Raw genomic sequence first — 18,756 nt, 5'->3', positions numbered from 1 at the left:
CGGCCTGCAGGTGCAGCGGGCCGGGGACGTCCTTCCATCGGCGATATGCGCGCTTGCCTTGCCGGCGCCAGCGCCGCCTGCCATCGCCCCTGACTGCCACGGGAGAGATTGCCCATGTATGCGTTTCTGGATTGCCCGCTTTCGTTGCTCGATCGTGGCGGCCGTTTGCTCGTCTGGGCCATGCGGCACTGGGCAAAGGCGGTCTCTTGCGGGCGTTGCCCGTGCGGCGATGTCGGCCCGGCCTTTCACAAGGCGGATCTCATGGCCGGCTTCCCGCATTTCCACATGATGATGGCCGTGGTCAACCGCCACGCGCGCGAGAAGCTGTCCTTTGCCGACGTCGATTGCCCCCGGCTCAGCGATGGCGAGGCGCTTCTGCTCAGCCTGATCCGCCTGCCCGGCGGGGCACACGCGGATCAAACGCCCGCGACGGTCGCGCTTGTCGTGCAGCCCGAGGGCGCCCCGGCGCTGCGTATGGCGCTGGATTCGCTCGGCGCGGCGCTACGGACGGTTGAACTCTGGCCCGCGCTGCCCATGTTCGATCCTGCCACTGTAAGGTTCCCCAATGAATGACATGACCCATCACGGCTTCGAGCTCGAGCCGACCGGCGCACTCAGCGTGGAATCCGTTCGCTGGGTGAAGCACTGGAACGACCATCTCTTCAGCTTCGCGATCACGCGGCCGGCGAGCTTCCGCTTCCGCTCCGGCGAGTTCGTGATGCTCGGCCTGCCGGGTGAGAATGGGCGGCCGCTGCTGCGCGCCTATTCCATCGCCAGCCCCGCTTATGCCGAGGAACTGGAATTTCTCTCGATCCGCGTCGAGGATGGCCCGCTCACCTCGCGCCTGTGCAAGATCCAGCCCGGCGACAGTCTCTATCTTGGCCGCAAGCCCACCGGCACGCTGGTGATGGACGCCCTGCGGCCCGGCAGCCGCCTGTTCCTGCTCTCCACCGGCACGGGCCTCGCGCCCTTCCTCAGCCTCGTGCGTGATCCGGATGTCTATGAGTATTTCGGCCAGGTCATGCTCGCGCACAGCGTGCGCACGGTCGCCGATCTGGCATGCCGCACCGATCTGGAAAGCCAGCTCGCCGGCGATCCGCTGGTGCAGGATCAGGCCCTGCTGCAGTTCCATTATTGCCCCACGGTGACGCGCGAACCCTTCCGCACCACGGGGCGGATCGATGCCCTGATCGACGATGGCACGCTGTTCCGCGGCCTGAGCGGCCCCGCGCGCCTGGACCCGGAAACAGACCGGGTGATGATGTGCGGATCGATGGCGATGATCCGCGACTTTTCCGCCCGCCTCGACGCGCTCGGCTTTGAGGAGGGCTCGAACGCCAAGCCGGGGGATTATGTGATCGAGCGGGCGTTCGTGGATTAGGTTTTAGGTGCAGAGGGTTAATCGCGAAGGCGCTTCACCTTCGTCATTCCCGCGAACGCGGGAATCCAGCTCGGACGTTACCTCCCGGCGCAGGCGTGGAACTGGATTTCCGCGAGCGCGGGAATAACGAAATCCTGGTCGCCCACGGCGATCAGGCGCTCCAACTGACTGCAAGCGCGCCCAGCGCCTTGAGCGCGGCTTCGTCTTGCGGGCGGACATCTTCGGCGAAGGTCGGCGTCTCGACATAACCGATCACAATCAGCGGACTGCGTCCGCCCGGCGGAACCAACACCGCCAGATCGTTGGTCTTGTTGCCGACGCCTCGGCGCATCCCGGTGCCCGTCTTGTCCATGCCCTGCCAATCGGTGGGAATGCCGGCCCTGATGCGATTGCGCCCGCTCTGGGTCTGCACCATCCACTCCCTCAGCCGGTCGCGACTGGCCGCGCTGAGCACATCGCCAAGCACGATCTTGCGCACCGTTTGCGCCATCGCCTCTGGCGTGGTGCTGTTCTGCTCTGTGCTAGGCGGGATCACATTGATCTCCGGCTCATAGCCATCCAGCCGGCTCGTGTTGTCGCCAATCTCCCGCCAGAAGCGCGTCAACGCCTCGGGGCCGCCGAGCCGGCGCATGAGGATGTTGGCGGCGGCATTGTCGCTGGTGATCTGGATCGCCTGGGCCAAGCTGAGGATCGGCAAGCGCCCTTTGGCGAGATTTTCTTCCACCACGGGCGCGTAGGCGACGAGGTCCGCCTGACTGAAGCTCAGCTCTTCCGCCAGATCGAGGCGCCCGGCGTCGCTTTCGCGCAGGGCCATCGCCGCCAAGGACAATTTGAAGGTCGAGCAGTGACAGAAGCGCTCGTCGGTCCGCCAGCCGAAGCTGCGTCCGCTGCCGGTATCGAGCACGAGCGCGCCCAGCCTGCCGCCGATCGCGCGCTCCATCGCCTGCAGGCGGGCCACCGGGTCATTCATCCCCTCCCGCTTGTCGGCACAGCCGGCCAGCAGAACACTCGCGCCCATAGCCAGGGCAAAATCGCGACGATCGATCATCCGGCTTTGATAAGCGGGACGAACCGGTTTCGCCAACCCTTCCTGACTGCGCCGCGCATTGCCTCTGCATTCTGAGCGAGAAAACGCCCCCGCGCGGCCATTGGGTGCTGCATCATCAGGCAAAACTGTGCATTAGGTTTGTCAGATGCTGACGATATTGCTGATTTCCTTCCTCGGCGCCTGCCTGATGCCGCTGCTGGCCTACGTCATTGGGCGTGGTGCGGGCATGGTGATCGCCCTCTTCCCCTTCGGCCTGCTCGCGGCGTTCGTAAACATGGCGCAGTTCGTGGAACGGGGCTGGGTGAAGGGGGAAGCAGCCGAATGGGCACCCTGGCTCGGCCTTGATTTCACGCTTCGGCTCGATGGCTTTTCTTTCCTGCTCTGCCTGCTCATCACCGGGCTGGGCGGGTTGGTGACGATTTATGCCGGCGGCTATCTCACCAACAAGTCGCCGGCCGAACGCGCCCGTTTCTTCTGCTACATCCTGCTCTTTCTCAGCGCGATGCTGGGGGCGGTGCTGGCCGAGAACCTGCTCGTCTTCCTCGTCTTCTGGGAAGCGACGAGCATTCTCTCCTTCCTCCTCATCGGCTTTGAGGGACGCAGCGCCCGCGCCCGCCGGGCGGCCCTGATGTCGCTGCAGGTGACGGCGTTCGGCGGTCTCGCATTGCTGATGGCCGTCGCGATGATCGGCCATGTGCTCGGCACCTATTCCATGGCGCAGGCGGTGGCGCGGGTTGGCGAATTGCATGACAGCCCGTGGGGCACGGCGATCGTCGTGTGCATTTTGATCGCGGGTTTCACCAAGTCCGCGCAATTCCCGTTCCACTTCTGGCTGCCCAACGCGATGCAGGCCCCAACGCCCGCCTCGGCCTATTTGCACTCGGCGACGATGGTGAAGCTGGGCATCTATCTGCTCGCCCGGTTCGAGCCGGTGATCGGCGCGGAAAGCTGGGGACGGGGCGCGCTGATCACCGTGGCCTGCGTCACCATGCTCGTCGCCGCGTTGCAGGCCCTGCGGGCGGAGAACTTCAAGTCCGCGCTGGCTTATTCCACGGTCGCATCACTCGGCATTCTCGTGCTCCTCGTCGGGTTGGACGGGCCGGCGGCATCGGTGGCGATGATCGGCTTCCTGTTCGCGCACGCCCTTTACAAGGCGGCATTGTTCTTCTGCGCGGGATCTGTGCTGCACGCGACGGGCCTCTACAGCTTGCGCGCCATGGGCGGGCTTGCCCGGCATCTGCCGCTGACGGCGCTGGCCTGCCTCGGTGCCAGCCTCTCCATGGCCGGCATCCCGCCATTCATCGGCTTCATCTCCAAGGAATTCCTGTTTCAGGCGCAGTTGGAGAGCAGTTGGGAAGTCATCCCGCTGGCCATCGCCGTGATGGTCAACGCTGTCATGGTCGGCGTGGCCGGGGTAGTGACGCTGCGTCCGTTCTTCATGGGCCGCGGCAAGGTGAACAAGGTGCAGCATGGCGAAACCTTCTCGCTGGTGATGCCGCCGCTACTACTCTCTGCCGCCGGCCTGTTCATGAGCCTCGCGCCGGACTGGATCACGCGCGTCGCCATCCGCCCGGCGGTCGCCTCGGTCTATGGCCGGGCCGTGGAAGTGGACCTGACGGTGTGGCACGGCCTCACGCCGATGCTGCTGCTGAGCTTTGTCGTCGTCTCCATCGGCGCCCTGATCGTGGCTTTCTGGCGGAAGATCCACATCTGGCTGCGGCAGACCAAGCAGTTCAACACCTATGAGATCGAGCCGCTGTGGGAAATCAGCCTGCGCGCCCTCATCCTCTCCTCCCGCAGGCTGACCGACGCGCTCCAGCATGGCGATCTGCGGCGCTATCTGCTGGCCGTGGTCGGCGGCGCCGGGTTGCTGATCGCCTGGTCGGTGGCGAAAGCCGGCGTTGGGCCTGACATCCCGTTCCCCAACGATTTCCGGCCGGGCGAGGCACTGGTCGCGCTGGTCGGGCTGGGCGGGGCCATTGCCGCCGCGCGCGCCAATACGCTGCTGAGCGGCATGATCGCCACCGGTCTTGCCGGCTTTGCCGCCGCGATCACCTTTCTGATGAACGGCGCGCCCGATCTGGCGCTCACCCAGTTCACCGTGGAAGCGCTGCTGGTCGTGCTGCTCTCCGCGCTGTTACTGGCAGTGCCGCTCGCCAGCCCGGCGACCCGCACCCGTGCGATGCGCAAGCGCGACGCCCTGCTTGCGATCAGCATCAGCGCGCTGCTGTTCCTGGCAGTGATGGACATGGCCGCGCGCGAACATGTGTCCGCCGCCAGCCACTTCTTTGGTCAGATGAGCCTCGTGGCGGCGCACGGCCATAATGTCGTCAACGTCATCCTCGTGGATTTCCGCGCCATCGATACGCTGGGCGAGACCATCGTGATTGCCATTGCCGCCGTCATGGCGCGCTCGCTGCTGCGCAGCCGGGGCAGTGAAGGGCCGGTGCCCGGTCCCGAGCCGGTCCACTTCTCCCTGCAGGTTGCCGGGCGCTGGATCAGCCTGCTGCTGCTGCTCGCCTCGCTGGTCATTCTGTTCCGCGGTCACAACCAGCCGGGCGGCGGGTTTGTGGGCGGGCTGGTCGCAGCTCTCAGCTTTGCGCTGCTGGCGCTGGCTTATGGCGTCAACCACGCCCAGCGCGTGCTGCGCCTGCGCACCCTGACGCTGGTGGGCCTTGGCATGCTATGTGTGCTGCTCGCCGGCCTGCCCGGCCTGATGACCGGGGAGCCGTTCCTGACGCATCTCTGGTGGGAGCCGGGCGGCCTCATCCCGGCCCTCTCGACCACGTTGATCTTCGATTTGGGCGTTTATCTCGTGGTGCTCGGCGCCGTGCTGGCCTTCCACTTCGGCCTCCAGCGGGAGGCAACGCGATGACGCTGCTCTATGGCGCCGTCGGCGCAGGCATCATCGCCTGCGCGCTTTACATGATCCTCTCGCGCAATCTGGTGAAGATGCTGCTTGGCTTTTCGATGCTGGCGACGGGGGTCAACATCCTCATCTTCCTTGCCGGGCGCATCCAGAGCCGGCAGCCGCCCATTGTGGGCGAAGGCCAGCGCGCGCTGGGCGAGTCCGCCGATCCGATTACGCAGGCGTTGATCCTCACGGCGATCGTCATCGGCTTCGCGCTCACGGTGATGCTCGCCGTGCTGGTGCTGCGCGCCTGGCGCCACAGCCATAGCATCGATGCGCGCAACGTCGATTCCGCCGAAGCGCTGGGCACGCCGCAGGAGCGGGAACTGACCGATGACTGATGCGCTGCTGCTGCCCGCGCCCGTCATCCTGCCCTTCATCGGGGCGGCTTTGGTGCTCATCCTGCGCGCGCGCATCGCGCTTACCCGCGCCATCGGCCTGATCACGAACGGCCTGCTGTTGGTCGTCTCGCTGCTGCTGTTCGTGCAGGCCAATGGCGGCAACCTCGTCCCGCTCACCGTCTTCGGCGGCTGGCCGCACGGCATCTCGATCAGTTTTTCGGCGACGATGCCGGGGCTGGTGCTGGTGGTCGTCACGGCACTCATCGCCTTTGCCGCCGCGATCTACGCGCTGGTCGACGTCGGCCCGCGCCGCCGCCGCGCCGGCTATGACGCGCTGATGCTGGCGATGACCGGCGCGGTGAACGGCGCGTTCCTGACGCGCGATCTGTTCAACCTCTACGTCTGGTTCGAGCTGGCCCTGATCGCCGCGCTGGGCCTGCTAACGCTGGACCGCCGCCCGGCGCAGATCGACGGCGCCATCCGTTATGCCAGCTTCTCCATGCTGGCGGCGACCTTCATCCTGCTCGGCGTCGGCATGATCTACGGGATCACCGGCACGCTGGATGTCGGCGCAGCCGCCACTGCGCTCGCCAGCCGCCCGCCCAGCTTCGCCTCCGCCACTGCGACCGCTCTGTTGATGGCCGGTTTCGCGCTCAAGGCCGGGCTGTTTCCCTTCCACCTCTGGCTGCCGGCCTCCTACCATACCGGGCCACTCACCGCCGTGGCCGTGTTTGCCGGCCTGCTCACCAAGATGGGCTTTTATGCGCTGCTGCTGGTCTTCGCCGGGGTGTTCGGCGTGGGCGCGGGCGGCATCGGCGCCGCGCAGATGGTGCCGGTGTTCGGCTGGATCGCGGCTGCGACCATCCTCATCTGCTGCGCGGGCGCGCTGGCACACACAGACATGCGCCGCATCCTCGCCTACCATATCGTCGCGCAGGTAGGGTACATGACCATCGGGCTGGCGATCGCCACGCGCGAGGGCATTGCCGGCGCGGTGTTCTATATGGTCCACTCGATCATCGTGCAGGCCAATCTGTTCCTCGGCGCAGGCCTGATCCGCCGGGCGAGCGGAAGCTGGGATCTCACGCGGGCAGGCGGCATGGCCCGCAGCAACCCGCTCTTCACGCTGGTGCTCGCAGTGCCAGTGCTGTCGCTGGCGGGCATCCCGCCCCTGTCGGGCTTCTGGGCCAAGTTCATCGTCATTCGCGAGAGCTTTGATGCAGGCATGGCCTGGCTGGGCATTATCGCGCTGATCGCCGGGCTGATGACCATCGTCTCCATGTCCATCTTCTGGTCCGATGCCTGCTGGAAGGAACCGCGCGGCAAGCCGGTGCGCAAGGTGCCGCTGGCGGGGTTGATCGCCATGGCGATCCTCTCCGGCGCGACCATCACCATCGGCCTGCTGCCACAAAGCCTGTGGACGCTCTCGCTCCTCGCCAGCCGCGCGCTGGCCGCCGTCAGTGGGGGCGGCTTATGAGACCCGCCCGCCGCCTGCGCGCCAGCCTGACGCTGGTCGCGATGTTCCTGTGGGATCTCCTCGTCGCATCCCTCGCGGTCGCCAGGATTGTCCTGTCCCCGCGCATCCGCACCGCCCCAGCGATCATCCGCGTGGAGACGGAGTTGGAGCGGCCCTGGGCCGTTGCCCTATTCGCCTATTTCATGTCGCTCACGCCCGGATCGACCTGCCTGCATGTCTCCGAGGACCAGCACAGCCTCTACGTCCATGTGCTCAACACCGCCGATGCGGCGACGACAATCGCGCGGTTCAAGCGGATCTACGAGCGCTGGATCATGGAGTTGGAGCGATGATCGATATGTCGACGCTCACCACTGTTCTCGCCGTGCCGCTGGCACTGGCCTTCCTGCTGGCCGGCTGGCGCATGGTGACCGGGCCGAGCTTTGCCGACCGGTTTGTCGCCCTCGACATGCTGACCGCCATCGCCGTCGGGTTCGCGGCACTGACCACGCTCGCGACCGGGCGCGGCGCCTTTCTGGACATTGCGCTCGGCATCTCGCTCATCAACTTCGTCGCCACGGCAGCCTTCGCCGTGTTCCTGGAACGCAAGCGGAGGCGGCAATGATGGTCCTCGCCATGGCCCTGCTGATTGCCGGCACGGCCTTTCTGCTCATCGCCGCCATTGGCATCGTACGACTGCGCGATCCCCTGCAGAGGATGCACAGCGCCACCAAGGCTGGCACACTGGGGGCAACGCTGATGCTGCTCGGCGTCGTGCTGGCGGCCGACATCGCGGAGCTGAACTGGACCAGCGGGCTGACGATCCTGTTCCTGCTCATTACCCTCCCGATCGGCGCGCAGTTGCTCGGCCGCGCTGCCTATGTTTCCGGTACGCGGCTGGAAGGGCTGGCGCATGATCCGCTCAGCGACGAGCTGGAGCGCCATCCCGGCAAGCCTGATGAGCTGACGCGGGACAGCTAGGCCTCAGCGTCCCCGAGGACGGACGAAAACCCCAAGTTCGCTCGTCCGGATATGTTGCCTATTTGCAACAATCCGGCCTCACTAGTGATGCATCGCAACCACGAGATGGTTGACCCCGTTAACCGGGCTCCATAAGCGGCCCGTCCGCCTCGTGCAGAAGGCGAGATTAAAACAAGGAAAATACAATGAAACTTGCTGTTCTGGCTTCCGCAGCCGCCGTGATCGTTGCCACCCCTGCCGCTGCGCAGGAAGGCCCCACCTTCTCCGGCCTGAGCCTCGCGGTCCTCGGCGGCTATGACTCGGTGCGGCTGAGCGACGGCGTCGACAATGGAAGCAGCGATGATTTCGCTTATGGCGTGAGCCTCGGATACAATGCCGATCTCGGTTCCGCTGTGGTTGGCGTCGAAGTGGAAGCCGCTGACTCCGAGGTCAAGGAATCGGTCACGGACCAGTTCGTGACGGGCGACGAGCTGTCCCTGTCAGCAGCGCGCGATCTGTACGTCGGCGTCCGCGCTGGCGCCAAGCTCGCCCCCAACGCGCTGATCTACGCGAAGGCCGGCTACACCAACGCCCGCCTCAAGGTGAGCTACACCGACGGCGTCGACTCCGTCAGCGACGGCGACAACCTCGACGGCTATCGTCTCGGTGCCGGCGTTGAGTACAGCTTCGGCCGCTTCGGCATCCGTGGCGAGTATCGCTTCTCCGACTATGGCAAGCTGAAGTTCGACGACGTCGACACCGGCATCAGCATGCAGCGCCATCAGGTCATGGTCGGCCTCGTCGGCAAGTTCTGATCCAGCGTTTTCGCTAAACGACAAGGGTCGGCCTAGCGCCGGCCCTTCTTTTTTGTGCGCGACATGGCCAATCCAGGCGCGCCGGTTCCGATCTAGGCGGCGACGGCGCTCACCAGCAAAGCCTTGCCGGCAAGCATGACGCCCTGGCCCGGCACATGATGCGGCGCAAAGGCCGCCGTGAGGCGAGCCTGCGCCTCAGGCATCCGGTCAGGCGCGACCTGATTGCCGATGTGCATGGCCGACAGCACGAAGGTCGCGGCATCCTGCGCGCTCGCGCCGGGTCCCCCGACCGGCAGGTCCCGCAGGCACGGCGCCGCGTCCATGTTTGCGAACCCTGCGTGCGCCAGCACCTCTCCCAGCCATGCCGTATCGGCAAAGGCAAACGGGCCGGGGGCTCTGGGGTCCGGCCGCCCATCCGGCGCCGGCAGCAGATCCTTCAGCGCCTGCTGCATCAGCTGCATCCAGGGATTTTCCGGCGGCGCCGCCCAGACCGCGAGATCGATGCGGCCGCCGTCGCGGACCTGCCCGCGCAGATTGCGAAACGCCGCCTTGGGCCCGGCAAAGAACATCGACCCGAAGCGCGAAAACAGCCGGTCGAATGGCGCGCCGTTGATCGGCGCGGCACCGGCGTCGGCACAGACGAAGCTGACATTCTGCAGGCCACTGAGCGTTGCACGCGCGCCGCAGGACAGGATGAGGTCGGACGAGATGTCGACGCCGGTGACATGCCCCTCCGGCGCCACTGCCCGGGCAATCGCAAGGCTGGTGCCACCACCGCCGCAGCCGACATCGATCACGCGCTCGCCCGGCTGGAAGTCCGCCCGAGCCAGCGCCACCACGCCAATCGGGTCAATCATCCCCTCGAGCCGATCCAGATTGGCGAGCCAGTTGCGCCCCATGTCGCCTGCCCAGCCTTCAGCAGTTTTGCTGATCCCCACCCCGCTGTTATCGGCACCCATGCCTTTGTCTCCCGACCCATGATGCGGCCCCTGCCGTCATGACTGTCCGGCAGGCCGCTTGCTCAATAGATGACAATGTCCCGTCCCTCTGTCGAGCGGTGATGCGCGCGACATCAAATGCTTTGCGCTTGCATGTTTCCACGCAGCGCAAGCTCCAGCATCCGCGCCGCCAGTTCGCGCTCGCCCATCACGACGTCACCGATCCCCAGCTTGATCAGATGATCCACCTCGCCGTCCGAATGGGCCCGCGCGACAATGCCGATCCCGGGGCGCAGCGCGCGCGCCTTCTGGGCGATGGCCCCGGCGTCGAACCCCTCGGGAATCGCAATGAGCAGGCTGGTCGCGCGGTCGATGCCGGCCGCCTCCAGCACCCGCCGGTCCAGCGCGTTGCCGGTCACGGCCTCATGACCGTCGCGCCGCGCGGCATCGGTCAGTTCGGCATTGCTCTCAATGACCACCAGCGGCTTGTTCCGCTCGCGCAGGGCCTTGGCGATCAGCCGGCCGACGCGGCCATAACCGACCAGCACGACATGCACGAGCGTGGCGGACGGAGCTGCCACCGGCGGCGCATCGACCTTGGCCGCCTCGCTCGCGCGATGGGTGATGTAGGAGAACAGGAAGGGGTGCAGGAAGATCGAGATGATCGCGCCGGCCAGAATCAGATCGCGCGCCTCGGACGGAAGGACGCCGAGCCCAAAACCCAGCGTGACAAGAATGAACGAGAATTCGCCGATCTGCGCCAAGCTGGCGGCAACCGTCATCGCCGTCTCGCGCGGATAGCCGGAAACGCGGACGATGGCATAAGCGGCGAGCGATTTGCCGATCGTAATGATCAGCACCGTGGCGAGCAGCGGCAAGGGCTGGCGAAGGATGACCATTGGATCGAACAGCATCCCAACCGACACGAAGAACAGCACCGCGAATGCATCGCGCAACGGCAGCGTCTCCTCGGCCGCGCGCCGGCTGAGCGGGGTTTCGCCGAGGATCATGCCCGCAAAGAAGGCCCCGAGCGCGAAGGACACATCGAAGATGAAGGCCGATCCCGCTGCCACGCCCAGCGCAATCGCCAGCACCGCGAGGCGGAACAGCTCGCGTGAGCCGGTATGCACCACCCAGTGTAGCGCCCAGGGAATGATCCGGCGCCCGACCAGCAACATCACCGCGACAAAGCCGCTCACCTTGATGATGGTCATCAGCACCGGCCAACCCATCGCCGAGAGGCCTTCGCTCTGCGGATCGAGCGCAATGCCGGCCAGTACCGGCAGCAGCACCAGCGCCAGGACCATCACCAGATCCTCGACGATCAGCCAGCCCACGGCGATGCGCCCGCGCTCCGTCTCGACCAGATCGCGTACCTGCAAGGCCCGCAGCAGCACGACGGTACTCGCGACAGACAAAGCGAGGCCGAAGATGAAGCCGGAAAGCACGCCCCAGCCCATCAGCCAGGCGAGTCCCATACCAAGCACAGTGGCCGTGGCGATCTGTACAATCGCGCCGGGCACGGCGATGCGGCGCACCGCCATCAGATCCTTCACCGAAAAATGAAGCCCGACGCCGAACATCAGGAGGATGACGCCGATTTCCGCAAGTTCATTGGCGAGGTTGGGATCGGCGACGAAGCCGGGCGTGAACGGCCCCACCATCACGCCGGCAACGAGATAGCCGGCAATGGGCGAGACCCGCAGCCGCATCGCCAGCGCGCCCATGAAAAAGGCCGCGACGAGGCCGGCGACGACCGTGGCGATGAGCGGCGTGTAATGCGGCATCCTTTATGGCAGCTCCTGTTGAGGCGAAATCCTATGGTGCGGAACGCGAATGTTGCAGCGTCTCTGCCAGAAAGGCATCGCACGACGCTGCAACCGTCGCTTCGTCGCAAGGACTTTAATGGCTTGACGACCATGCGCAACGATGGTCATTGCCTTCAAGCACTTAGGCTGGCCACACCGGCTGCGACGAGGCCGCGGACCATCCGCGTTGCTGGCCGTTGCGCCGAGCGCCGCTTTCCGCTAAGGGCCGCGAGAAATTCCGGCCGGATGACCCGTGTCGGCCGTCCACAAGCCCAGAGAGATTATCATGAGCCCCCGTCCCAACGCTCTGCGGAACGTTGCCATCATCGCGCACGTCGATCATGGCAAGACCACCCTCGTCGACCAGCTTTTCCGCCAGTCCGGCACTTTTCGAGACAATCAGCGCGTCGATGAGCGGGCCATGGACTCCAACGATTTGGAGAAGGAGCGCGGGATCACGATTCTCGCCAAGCCCACCTCCATCGAGTGGGAAGGCACGCGCATCAACATCGTCGACACGCCCGGCCACGCCGACTTCGGCGGCGAGGTGGAGCGCATCCTCTCGATGGTCGATGGCGTGGTGCTGCTGGTGGACAGCTCCGAAGGCGCGATGCCGCAGACCAAGTTCGTGACCGGCAAGGCGCTGGCCCTCGGCCTGCGTCCCATCGTGGTCGTCAACAAGGTCGACCGGCCCGACCAGCGCATTCAGGAAGTGCTGGACGAGGTGTTCGACCTGTTCGTGAGCCTCGACGCGACCGACGAGCAGCTCGACTTCCCCGTGCTCTATGCCTCAGGCCGCAACGGCTACGCCAGCACCGACCCGACCAAGCGCGAAGGCACGCTGACGCCGCTGTTCGAGACGATCGTGAACCATGTGCCGCCACCGGCGCTGGACATCGACGCGCCGTTCACCTTCCTCGTGACGCTGCTGGACCGCGACAACTTCCTCGGTCGTATCCTCACGGGCCGCGTGACCTCGGGCACGGTGAAGATCAACCAGCCGATCCACGCGCTGGACATGGACGGCAAGATCATCGAGACCGGCCGCGCCTCCAAGATCATGACGTTCCAGGGCCTCGACCGCGTGCCGGTCGATGAAGCGCGCGCCGGCGACATCATCAGCCTCGCCGGCCTGACCGTCGCCACCGTGGCCAACACCATTGCCGACACCTCCGTCTCCGAGCCGATCAAGGCACAGCCGATCGATCCGCCGACGCTTTCCATGCGCTTTGCGGTGAACGATTCGCCGATGGCGGGCCGTGAAGGCGACAAGGTGACCAGCCGCATGATCCGCGACCGCCTGTTCCGCGAAGCCGAGAGCAATGTCGCGATCAAGGTCACCGAGAGCGCGGACAAGGACAGCTTCGAGGTCGCCGGTCGCGGCGAGCTTCAGCTCGGCGTGCTGATCGAGACGATGCGCCGTGAAGGCTTCGAGCTCGGCATTTCGCGCCCGCGCGTGCTGTTCGGCGAGGACGAGAACGGCAACCGCACCGAGCCTTACGAGACGGTCGTCATCGACGTGGACGATGAATTCTCGGGCACGGTTGTCGACAAGATGAACCAGCGCAAGGCCGAGATGACCGACATGCGGCCCTCGGGTGGCGGCAAGACCCGCATCACCTTCTCGGCGCCCTCGCGCGGCCTCATCGGCTATCATGGCGAGTTCCTCTCGGATACGCGCGGGACCGGGATCATGAACCGGCTGTTCGAGAAATACGGTCCCCACAAGGGCAAGATCGAAGGCCGCAAGAACGGCGTGCTGATCTCCAACGGCGCCGGCGAGGCCAATGCCTATGCGCTCGGGCCCCTTGAGGAGCGCGGTGTGCTGATGGTCGGCGTGGGCGAAGCGCTCTACGAAGGCATGATCATCGGCGAGAACGCCAAGCCGGAAGACCTTGAGGTCAACCCGATGAAGTCCAAGGCGCTCACCAACTTCCGCGCCAGCGGCAAGGACGACGCCGTCCGCCTGACACCGCCGTGGAAGCTGACGCTGGAGCAGGCCATCGCCTATATCGACGATGACGAGCTGGTCGAGGTGACACCCAAGACCATCCGCCTGCGCAAGCGCTACCTCGACCCCAACGAGCGCAAGCGCGCCTCGCGGTCCAAGGCCGCTTGAGCCAAGGGGCGCTTGTCCAACCGGACGAGCGCCCTTCTTTTTGGGGGAAGAGGCGGCGTGCGCCGAACGACCCCATTCCCAGTCCCGCTCAAGGGCGTTGTGCGCGCGAGGGACAAGCTCCAAACCCTCTCCCCTTGAGGGAGAGGGATGCGCAGACTTGGCAGCCTGCTGCCTTAGTCGAAGCTGGGAGAGGGGTAAGCGATCCAAAGGATCTCGCGGATCAGAGATCCGCCACCCCTCATCCAACTCCGCCTAACCGCCAGATGGCGACAAGGCTCCGTATCCTTCTCCCTCAAGGGGAGAAGGTTGAATTTGACCCGCGCCACATCGTCCTCGCAACCTAGCGCGCAGGCGTGGGCGTTGCTGTCCCAGTCGTCCGCATCGCGGCGACAACCCGTTCCGCCTCGGCATGGGCCTCCGCCTCGACACCCTGATAATCCCGCGTGTAGCGCTGGGCGAAGCCCTGGACGCCCCATTGGCGATACTGGTGCACATGATGCAGCTCATGCGCCCAGAGGCCGACATCCGAGGCGGCATCCTCGGCGGAGCGGAACAGCACCACATCGTCCAGCGTGATCGCCGCGGCATTGCTGCGGTTGAAGGTATTGGTCTGCAGGCTGAACTCGTGACCCTGGCCGACGCGATAGCGCACGCGGTCCAGCAGGGCGTCCGGCATATGGCCGCGCAGCCGCGCGCGAATGGCGGGCGGGATCGGCTCGACGCCGGCAGCCACCGCATCGTTGCGCGAGGCGGTGATCCAGCTCGCCAGCGCCTGCGCCGCGAACAATTGCCCCGCGCCCTGCAGATCGGTCAGCAAGCGCCGGCCGGCCTCGTCAAATGCCGGGACGACCTGGCGGGCGGCGTCCTGAGCCCGCGCGGGAACGGTGAAACCGGAAGCGGGAATCAGAAGCCCCACCGCAGCAAGCGGCACGACCAGCAAGGAGGGAAAGGAGAAACGGGGCATAGAGCAGACCTCTAGGTCGTCGCGGCTGAACCGGCTTTTAACGCCTTACGTGTCCCACGCGATCCGCGACCGTCCTTCCACATATCACCGCATCCAGGGCACGCCCCATGGGCAGATGAACGGCCTGTTTCGTGGGCGTTCAGGCCGGTCTGGCAGAAAGGATGGATCGGACGAGCGAAGGCCGCGCGCAACGCCGACATTGGACATAGGAGAATGACATGCCTCTTACCCCCCGCCTCGCTTCGGTCGCCTTCGCCGTTGCGGCCACATTTGGCCTCATGCCGCTCGCTGCGGCACCGGCTCAGGCCCAGAGCAGCCTGTCGATCAGCTATCGGGATTATGATCGTGGCGCCTATCATGATGGCTACCGCGAAGTCCGCCGCGACCGCCATTATCGCGAACGGTCTTATCGCAGCGACCGCCGGGACTGGCGACGTCACGACCGCGGCTATCGTAGCGGCTATGGCTATAACGACCGCCGCCGCTGCTGGACCGAAACCCGCTGGGACCGCTGGCGCGGCGAGCGGTATCGCGTGCGCATCTGCCGCTGATCATGCCACCCGCACGACCGGGCCGGACAGTCTCCGGCCCGGTCGCCCTCGCGGACTGCCCCATGCGCGCTCCTGAGAAGCGTTGACTGGCCGAAAGCTCTTCGGCAAGGACGAGCCATGGTTGATACTCCCGCATCCGACACGCCCGCCGCACCGCAGAGCGAGACGCCGCCCGACCGCCTCTCCACCAATCCGCGCAGCCCGCATTTCGACGTGGAGACGCTGCAGCGGGGCATCGGCATCCGCTTCAAGGACCGGGTGCGCACCGATGTGGAAGAATATTGCATCTCCGAAGGCTGGATCCGCGTCGCCGCCGGCAAGACCCGCGACCGCCATGGCCAGCCGCTGACCATCAAGCTCTCCGGCCCGGTCGAGGCCTGGTTCGAAGACGCCAAGCAGGACTGAGCCATGGCCCGCACAGGCGCGCGGGCCAAACTATCGGCGTTGATGGCCCCGCCGATAGTGGCGGATGATCGCCATCCGATCGAAAGAATTGCCTTCCCGCCCGCCTCGTTTATGGTAGCGTTATCAAAACGCGAAGTTGAACGCGATTGGGGAGGATCAGATGGCGGCTACGTCCTGTCATATGCATGCAAGGGGCGTGTCGGCGTCTCGCCGTGAGTTGCTGGCTTCCGTAGCCTCGGCCACACTGGCGAGCGGGATTCTCGCGCCAGTTACCGCGCGTGCGGCCTTGCCATCAGCTCAGTCCAAGGGCGCGCTCAGCGTGGCGCCGCGTCTCCAGCCCTTCGACATGGCGGATGTGACGCTACTGGAAAGTCCGTTCCTAGCCGCGCAACGGGGCACGGAAGCCTATCTGCTTTCGCTCGAACCGGACCGGATGCTGGCCAATTTCCGCACAAATGCCGGGCTCGCTCCCAAGGCGCCGGTCTATGGCGGCTGGGAATCCGAGGCGACCTGGGCCGACATCCACTGCCACGGCCACACGCTCGGCCATTATCTCTCCGCCTGCGCGCTGATGTTCCGGTCCACCGGCGGTGGGCGATTCAAGCAGCGCATCGATTATATCGCCGACGAGCTGGATGCCTGCCAGCGCGCATCCGGCGTGGGGCTGGTCTGCGCCTTTCCCGAAGGCGCCGCGCTCGTCGCCGCGCATATCCGGGGCGAGCCGATCACCGGCGTCCCCTGGTACACGCTGCACAAGATTTTCGCCGGACTGCGCGATGCCTGGCAGCTTGCCGGCAGTGACACTGCTCGCCTTGTGCTGCTGCGCATGGCCGATTGGGCGGTGGTCGCCACCCGGCCGCTCGACGCCGCCGCCTTCGAGGCGATGCTCGCCACCGAGCATGGTGGCATGAACGAGGTGCTCGCCGATCTCTATGTGCTGACCGGCAAGGCCGATTACCGCACCCTGGCCGAGCGCTTCTCCCAGAAGGCGGTGATGGAGCCGGCCGCCAAGGGGCGGGACCTGCTGGATGGCATGCACGCCAACACACAGGTGCCCAAGTTCGTCGGCTTCCAGCGCGTCTACGAGGTGAATGGTGAGAAGGCCTATGGCGATGCCGCAGCCTTCTTCTGGCGCACAGTCGCCCGCACCCGCTCCTATGCGACGGGCGGCCATGGCGATGCCGAGTTCTTCTATCCGCCCGCCGACTTCGCCGCGCATGTCTTCTCGGCCAAGGGCTCTGAAACCTGCGGCCAGCATAATATGCTCAAGCTCACCCGCGCGCTGTTCCTGCACGATCCGCAGGTGGAGCTGGCCGACTTTTACGAGCGCGCGCTCTACAATGGCATTCTGGCGTCACAGGACCCGGAGACCGGCCTCGTCACCTATTTTCAGGGCGCGCGGCCGGGCTACATGAAGCTCTACTGCACCCCGGTCGACTCCTTCTGGTGCTGCACCGGATCGGGCATGGAGAACCATGCGAAGTATCGGGATTCGATCTATTTTCATGATGCCGAGGCGCTGGTCGTCAACTTGTTCATCCCCTCATCGGTGCGCTGGCGGGAGAAGGGCGCGGTACTGACCCAGACCACCCACTTCCCCGAAGAACCGTCCACCACCCTGCGCTGGTCTCTGGCCCGCCCCATCCGCGCGACCCTGCGCCTGCGCCACCCGCGCTGGAGCCGGACAGCGCGCGTCAGCCTGAATGGCGCCCCGTTGGCGCAATCGACGAAGCCGGGCAGCTATCTGGAGCTGGACCGCAACTGGCGGGATGGCGACGTGCTGACACTCCAACTGGACATGCAGGTGCGCGTCGAAGAATCGCCCGCGGCGCCGGGGATCGTCGCGTTCACTTATGGACCGGTCGTGCTCGCTGGCGCACTCGGGACGGAGGGGCTGGCACCGGGATCGGATGTGGTCGTCAACGAGCGCCTCTATGGCCAGTATAACGATACGCCCTTCTCCCCGCCGCAACTGGTGGGCGATGCCAAGACGATCGCGGGGCAGCTCCGCCCCGGCACCGCCCCGCTGGAATTCATCACCGCCGACCGGGAGGGCCGCCCCGTGCGGCTGATCCCTTATTATCAAATCCGCCACGAACGCTACGCGACCTACTGGCCGCCGCAGCCTGCCACCGGCTGAGGATCGCTCCAGACTCTCCCTGATCGGCCTGTGCTTCAGAGCGGCTTAGCGGTCCGATACCGCGATCTCGTCTTGCGAATGCTTCTCAATATATGCAATGGAGGCGCTCGAACATGATTCGCGCAGGCTGATCGCTGCGCGTCGCCAATCATCGTCGGGGGGCATGTGGACGGACAGCGGGTGGACAGGCAGCGGGCGGATGAGCCGGTAGCGGCAGGCGGCGGCGCGGCAGCCATCGCGCGCGGGGCGCCCGTATCGGCATCGCCTTCCAGCGCCGCTCGGCCCACGCACAAGGCCCCGGGCAAGCGCAAGGCACGCGCCTTCTGGCTCAAGCAACTGCACAGCTGGCACTGGATCAGCGCGGCGATCTCGCTGATCGGCATGATGCTGTTCGCCATCACCGGCATCACCCTCAACCACGCCGATTCCATCGGCGCCGCGCCGAAGGTCGAGGAGCGAACCGCGACGCTGCCGTCGGCCCTGCTCGCCCAGATCGAGGCGGCGCCCGATTCGGCCGATGCGCCGCTGCCCGCCCCCGTCGCCAAGCATCTGCGTCAGGCAGTCTCGCTCGACGCAACCGGGCGCGCGGCGGAATGGTCGGACGAGGAGGTCTATGTCGCCCTGCCCGGCCCCGGCAGCGATGCGTGGATCACTATCGATCGCGCGACCGGCGCCGTGACGGCCGAGCGCACCGATCGCGGCTGGATTTCCTACTTCAACGATCTGCACAAGGGCCGCAACACCGGTGGCACGTGGAGCTGGTTCATCGACATCTTCGCTGTCGCCTGCATCGTCTTCACCCTCACCGGCCTATTGCTGCTCCAGCTTCACGCCCGGCATCGCCCCTCCACCTGGCCGCTGGTCGGGCTGGGGCTGCTCATCCCGCTCGTCATCGCCCTGCTGTTCATTCACTGAGGAC

18 protein-coding genes are annotated in these 18,756 nt (G+C 66.0%); 14 read left to right on the top strand and 4 right to left on the bottom strand.

Annotation, left to right across the window (positions count from 1 at the left end):
• Positions 1–114: 114 nt before the first annotated feature.
• On the top strand, positions 115–573 hold the full coding sequence (locus M2335_RS03990) for a hypothetical protein (RefSeq protein WP_264571302.1): 459 nt from the start codon (positions 115–117) through the stop codon (positions 571–573).
• Positions 566–1,381, top strand: a complete 816-nt coding sequence (locus tag M2335_RS03985) for a ferredoxin--NADP reductase (protein WP_264593854.1) — start codon at positions 566–568, stop codon at positions 1,379–1,381. Before M2335_RS03990 ends, M2335_RS03985 begins: the two co-directional genes overlap by 8 nt.
• Positions 1,382–1,532: 151 nt before the next feature.
• On the opposite strand, the gene bla is transcribed toward M2335_RS03985, so the two are convergent.
• Positions 1,533–2,429 carry a class A beta-lactamase gene (gene bla / locus M2335_RS03980; RefSeq protein WP_264571304.1) on the bottom strand — a complete coding sequence of 299 codons (897 nt, stop codon included), beginning with the start codon at positions 2,427–2,429 and terminating at the stop codon, positions 1,533–1,535.
• A gap of 145 nt (positions 2,430–2,574) precedes the next feature.
• Here bla and mbhE point away from each other — a divergent pair, with 145 nt between their 5' ends.
• From mbhE to M2335_RS03945, 7 genes are all read left to right on the top strand, one after another.
• The gene (gene mbhE, locus M2335_RS03975) at positions 2,575–5,304 is read left to right on the top strand and encodes a hydrogen gas-evolving membrane-bound hydrogenase subunit E (RefSeq protein ID WP_264571305.1); all 2,730 of its coding nucleotides are present in this window, start codon (positions 2,575–2,577) and stop codon (positions 5,302–5,304) included.
• Positions 5,301–5,681, top strand: a complete 381-nt coding sequence (locus tag M2335_RS03970) for a sodium:proton antiporter (protein ID WP_264571306.1) — start codon at positions 5,301–5,303, stop codon at positions 5,679–5,681. The genes mbhE and M2335_RS03970 overlap by 4 nt, the downstream gene beginning before the upstream one ends.
• The gene (locus tag M2335_RS03965; protein ID WP_264593853.1) at positions 5,674–7,158 is read left to right on the top strand and encodes a proton-conducting transporter membrane subunit; all 1,485 of its coding nucleotides are present in this window, start codon (positions 5,674–5,676) and stop codon (positions 7,156–7,158) included. The genes M2335_RS03970 and M2335_RS03965 overlap by 8 nt, the downstream gene beginning before the upstream one ends.
• Positions 7,155–7,490: a Na+/H+ antiporter subunit E gene (locus M2335_RS03960; protein WP_264593852.1), complete on the top strand. Its 336-nt coding sequence runs from the start codon at positions 7,155–7,157 to the stop codon at positions 7,488–7,490. The genes M2335_RS03965 and M2335_RS03960 overlap by 4 nt, the downstream gene beginning before the upstream one ends.
• Positions 7,487–7,762, top strand: coding sequence for a monovalent cation/H+ antiporter complex subunit F (locus M2335_RS03955; protein WP_264577347.1), 276 nt, complete (start codon positions 7,487–7,489; stop codon positions 7,760–7,762). Before M2335_RS03960 ends, M2335_RS03955 begins: the two co-directional genes overlap by 4 nt.
• Complete coding sequence (mnhG, locus tag M2335_RS03950) at positions 7,759–8,118, top strand: monovalent cation/H(+) antiporter subunit G (protein ID WP_264593851.1); 360 nt, start codon at positions 7,759–7,761, stop codon at positions 8,116–8,118. Before M2335_RS03955 ends, mnhG begins: the two co-directional genes overlap by 4 nt.
• Before the next feature lie 185 nt (positions 8,119–8,303).
• Positions 8,304–8,912 carry an outer membrane protein gene (locus tag M2335_RS03945; RefSeq protein WP_181560639.1) on the top strand — a complete coding sequence of 203 codons (609 nt, stop codon included), beginning with the start codon at positions 8,304–8,306 and terminating at the stop codon, positions 8,910–8,912.
• Between the two features lie 92 nt (positions 8,913–9,004).
• On the opposite strand, the gene M2335_RS03940 is transcribed toward M2335_RS03945, so the two are convergent.
• The gene (locus M2335_RS03940; RefSeq protein ID WP_264593850.1) at positions 9,005–9,871 is read right to left on the bottom strand and encodes a class I SAM-dependent methyltransferase; all 867 of its coding nucleotides are present in this window, start codon (positions 9,869–9,871) and stop codon (positions 9,005–9,007) included.
• Positions 9,872–9,984: 113 nt separating this feature from the next.
• Positions 9,985–11,637, bottom strand: a complete 1,653-nt coding sequence (gene ybaL / locus M2335_RS03935) for a YbaL family putative K(+) efflux transporter (RefSeq protein WP_264593849.1) — start codon at positions 11,635–11,637, stop codon at positions 9,985–9,987.
• 307 nt (positions 11,638–11,944) lie between these two features.
• On the opposite strand from ybaL, the gene typA reads away from it, so the two are divergent.
• Positions 11,945–13,777: a translational GTPase TypA gene (gene typA, locus M2335_RS03930; RefSeq protein WP_264571312.1), complete on the top strand. Its 1,833-nt coding sequence runs from the start codon at positions 11,945–11,947 to the stop codon at positions 13,775–13,777.
• Positions 13,778–14,117: 340 nt separating this feature from the next.
• Here the strand turns inward: typA and M2335_RS03925 are convergent, their stop codons facing one another.
• Complete coding sequence (locus M2335_RS03925) at positions 14,118–14,741, bottom strand: DUF4157 domain-containing protein (RefSeq protein ID WP_264585776.1); 624 nt, start codon at positions 14,739–14,741, stop codon at positions 14,118–14,120.
• 218 nt (positions 14,742–14,959) lie between these two features.
• Here M2335_RS03925 and M2335_RS03920 point away from each other — a divergent pair, with 218 nt between their 5' ends.
• The 4 genes from M2335_RS03920 (at position 14,960) to M2335_RS03905 (ending at position 18,752) form a co-directional block, all read left to right on the top strand.
• On the top strand, positions 14,960–15,292 hold the full coding sequence (locus M2335_RS03920) for a hypothetical protein (protein ID WP_264593848.1): 333 nt from the start codon (positions 14,960–14,962) through the stop codon (positions 15,290–15,292).
• A 117-nt stretch (positions 15,293–15,409) separates the two neighbouring features.
• Positions 15,410–15,697, top strand: a complete 288-nt coding sequence (locus M2335_RS03915) for a DUF3297 family protein (protein ID WP_264571315.1) — start codon at positions 15,410–15,412, stop codon at positions 15,695–15,697.
• Between the two features lie 196 nt (positions 15,698–15,893).
• Entirely contained in the window at positions 15,894–17,837 is a 1,944-nt protein-coding gene (locus tag M2335_RS03910) for a glycoside hydrolase family 127 protein (RefSeq protein WP_319801187.1), read from the top strand.
• Between the two features lie 234 nt (positions 17,838–18,071).
• Positions 18,072–18,752: a PepSY-associated TM helix domain-containing protein gene (locus M2335_RS03905; protein WP_413716135.1), complete on the top strand. Its 681-nt coding sequence runs from the start codon at positions 18,072–18,074 to the stop codon at positions 18,750–18,752.
• Positions 18,753–18,756: the final 4 nt, after the last annotated feature.

It is taken from the genome of Sphingobium sp. B12D2B, from assembly GCF_025961775.1.
Lineage (GTDB): Bacteria > Pseudomonadota > Alphaproteobacteria > Sphingomonadales > Sphingomonadaceae > Sphingobium.
Note: the sequence above shows the minus strand (reverse complement) of the source record. Positions and strands in the feature narration are given on the sequence as shown.

Bases quoted from the DNA above. Each gene is read 5' to 3' on its own strand.
- M2335_RS03970 (WP_264571306.1), top strand. From the start codon at position 5,301: ATGACGCTGCTCTATGGCGCCGTCGGCGCAGGCATCATCGCCTGCGCG.
- M2335_RS03925 (WP_264585776.1), bottom strand. From the start codon at position 14,741: ATGCCCCGTTTCTCCTTTCCCTCCTTGCTGGTCGTGCCGCTTGCTGCG.
- M2335_RS03955 (WP_264577347.1), top strand. From the start codon at position 7,487: ATGATCGATATGTCGACGCTCACCACTGTTCTCGCCGTGCCGCTGGCA.
- ybaL (WP_264593849.1), bottom strand. From the start codon at position 11,637: ATGCCGCATTACACGCCGCTCATCGCCACGGTCGTCGCCGGCCTCGTC.
- M2335_RS03940 (WP_264593850.1), bottom strand. From the start codon at position 9,871: ATGGGTGCCGATAACAGCGGGGTGGGGATCAGCAAAACTGCTGAAGGC.
- M2335_RS03990 (WP_264571302.1), top strand. From the start codon at position 115: ATGTATGCGTTTCTGGATTGCCCGCTTTCGTTGCTCGATCGTGGCGGC.
- typA (WP_264571312.1), top strand. From the start codon at position 11,945: ATGAGCCCCCGTCCCAACGCTCTGCGGAACGTTGCCATCATCGCGCAC.
- bla (WP_264571304.1), bottom strand. From the start codon at position 2,429: ATGATCGATCGTCGCGATTTTGCCCTGGCTATGGGCGCGAGTGTTCTG.
- M2335_RS03985 (WP_264593854.1), top strand. From the start codon at position 566: ATGAATGACATGACCCATCACGGCTTCGAGCTCGAGCCGACCGGCGCA.
- M2335_RS03920 (WP_264593848.1), top strand. From the start codon at position 14,960: ATGCCTCTTACCCCCCGCCTCGCTTCGGTCGCCTTCGCCGTTGCGGCC.
- mbhE (WP_264571305.1), top strand. From the start codon at position 2,575: ATGCTGACGATATTGCTGATTTCCTTCCTCGGCGCCTGCCTGATGCCG.
- M2335_RS03965 (WP_264593853.1), top strand. From the start codon at position 5,674: ATGACTGATGCGCTGCTGCTGCCCGCGCCCGTCATCCTGCCCTTCATC.
- M2335_RS03960 (WP_264593852.1), top strand. From the start codon at position 7,155: ATGAGACCCGCCCGCCGCCTGCGCGCCAGCCTGACGCTGGTCGCGATG.
- mnhG (WP_264593851.1), top strand. From the start codon at position 7,759: ATGATGGTCCTCGCCATGGCCCTGCTGATTGCCGGCACGGCCTTTCTG.
- M2335_RS03915 (WP_264571315.1), top strand. From the start codon at position 15,410: ATGGTTGATACTCCCGCATCCGACACGCCCGCCGCACCGCAGAGCGAG.
- M2335_RS03945 (WP_181560639.1), top strand. From the start codon at position 8,304: ATGAAACTTGCTGTTCTGGCTTCCGCAGCCGCCGTGATCGTTGCCACC.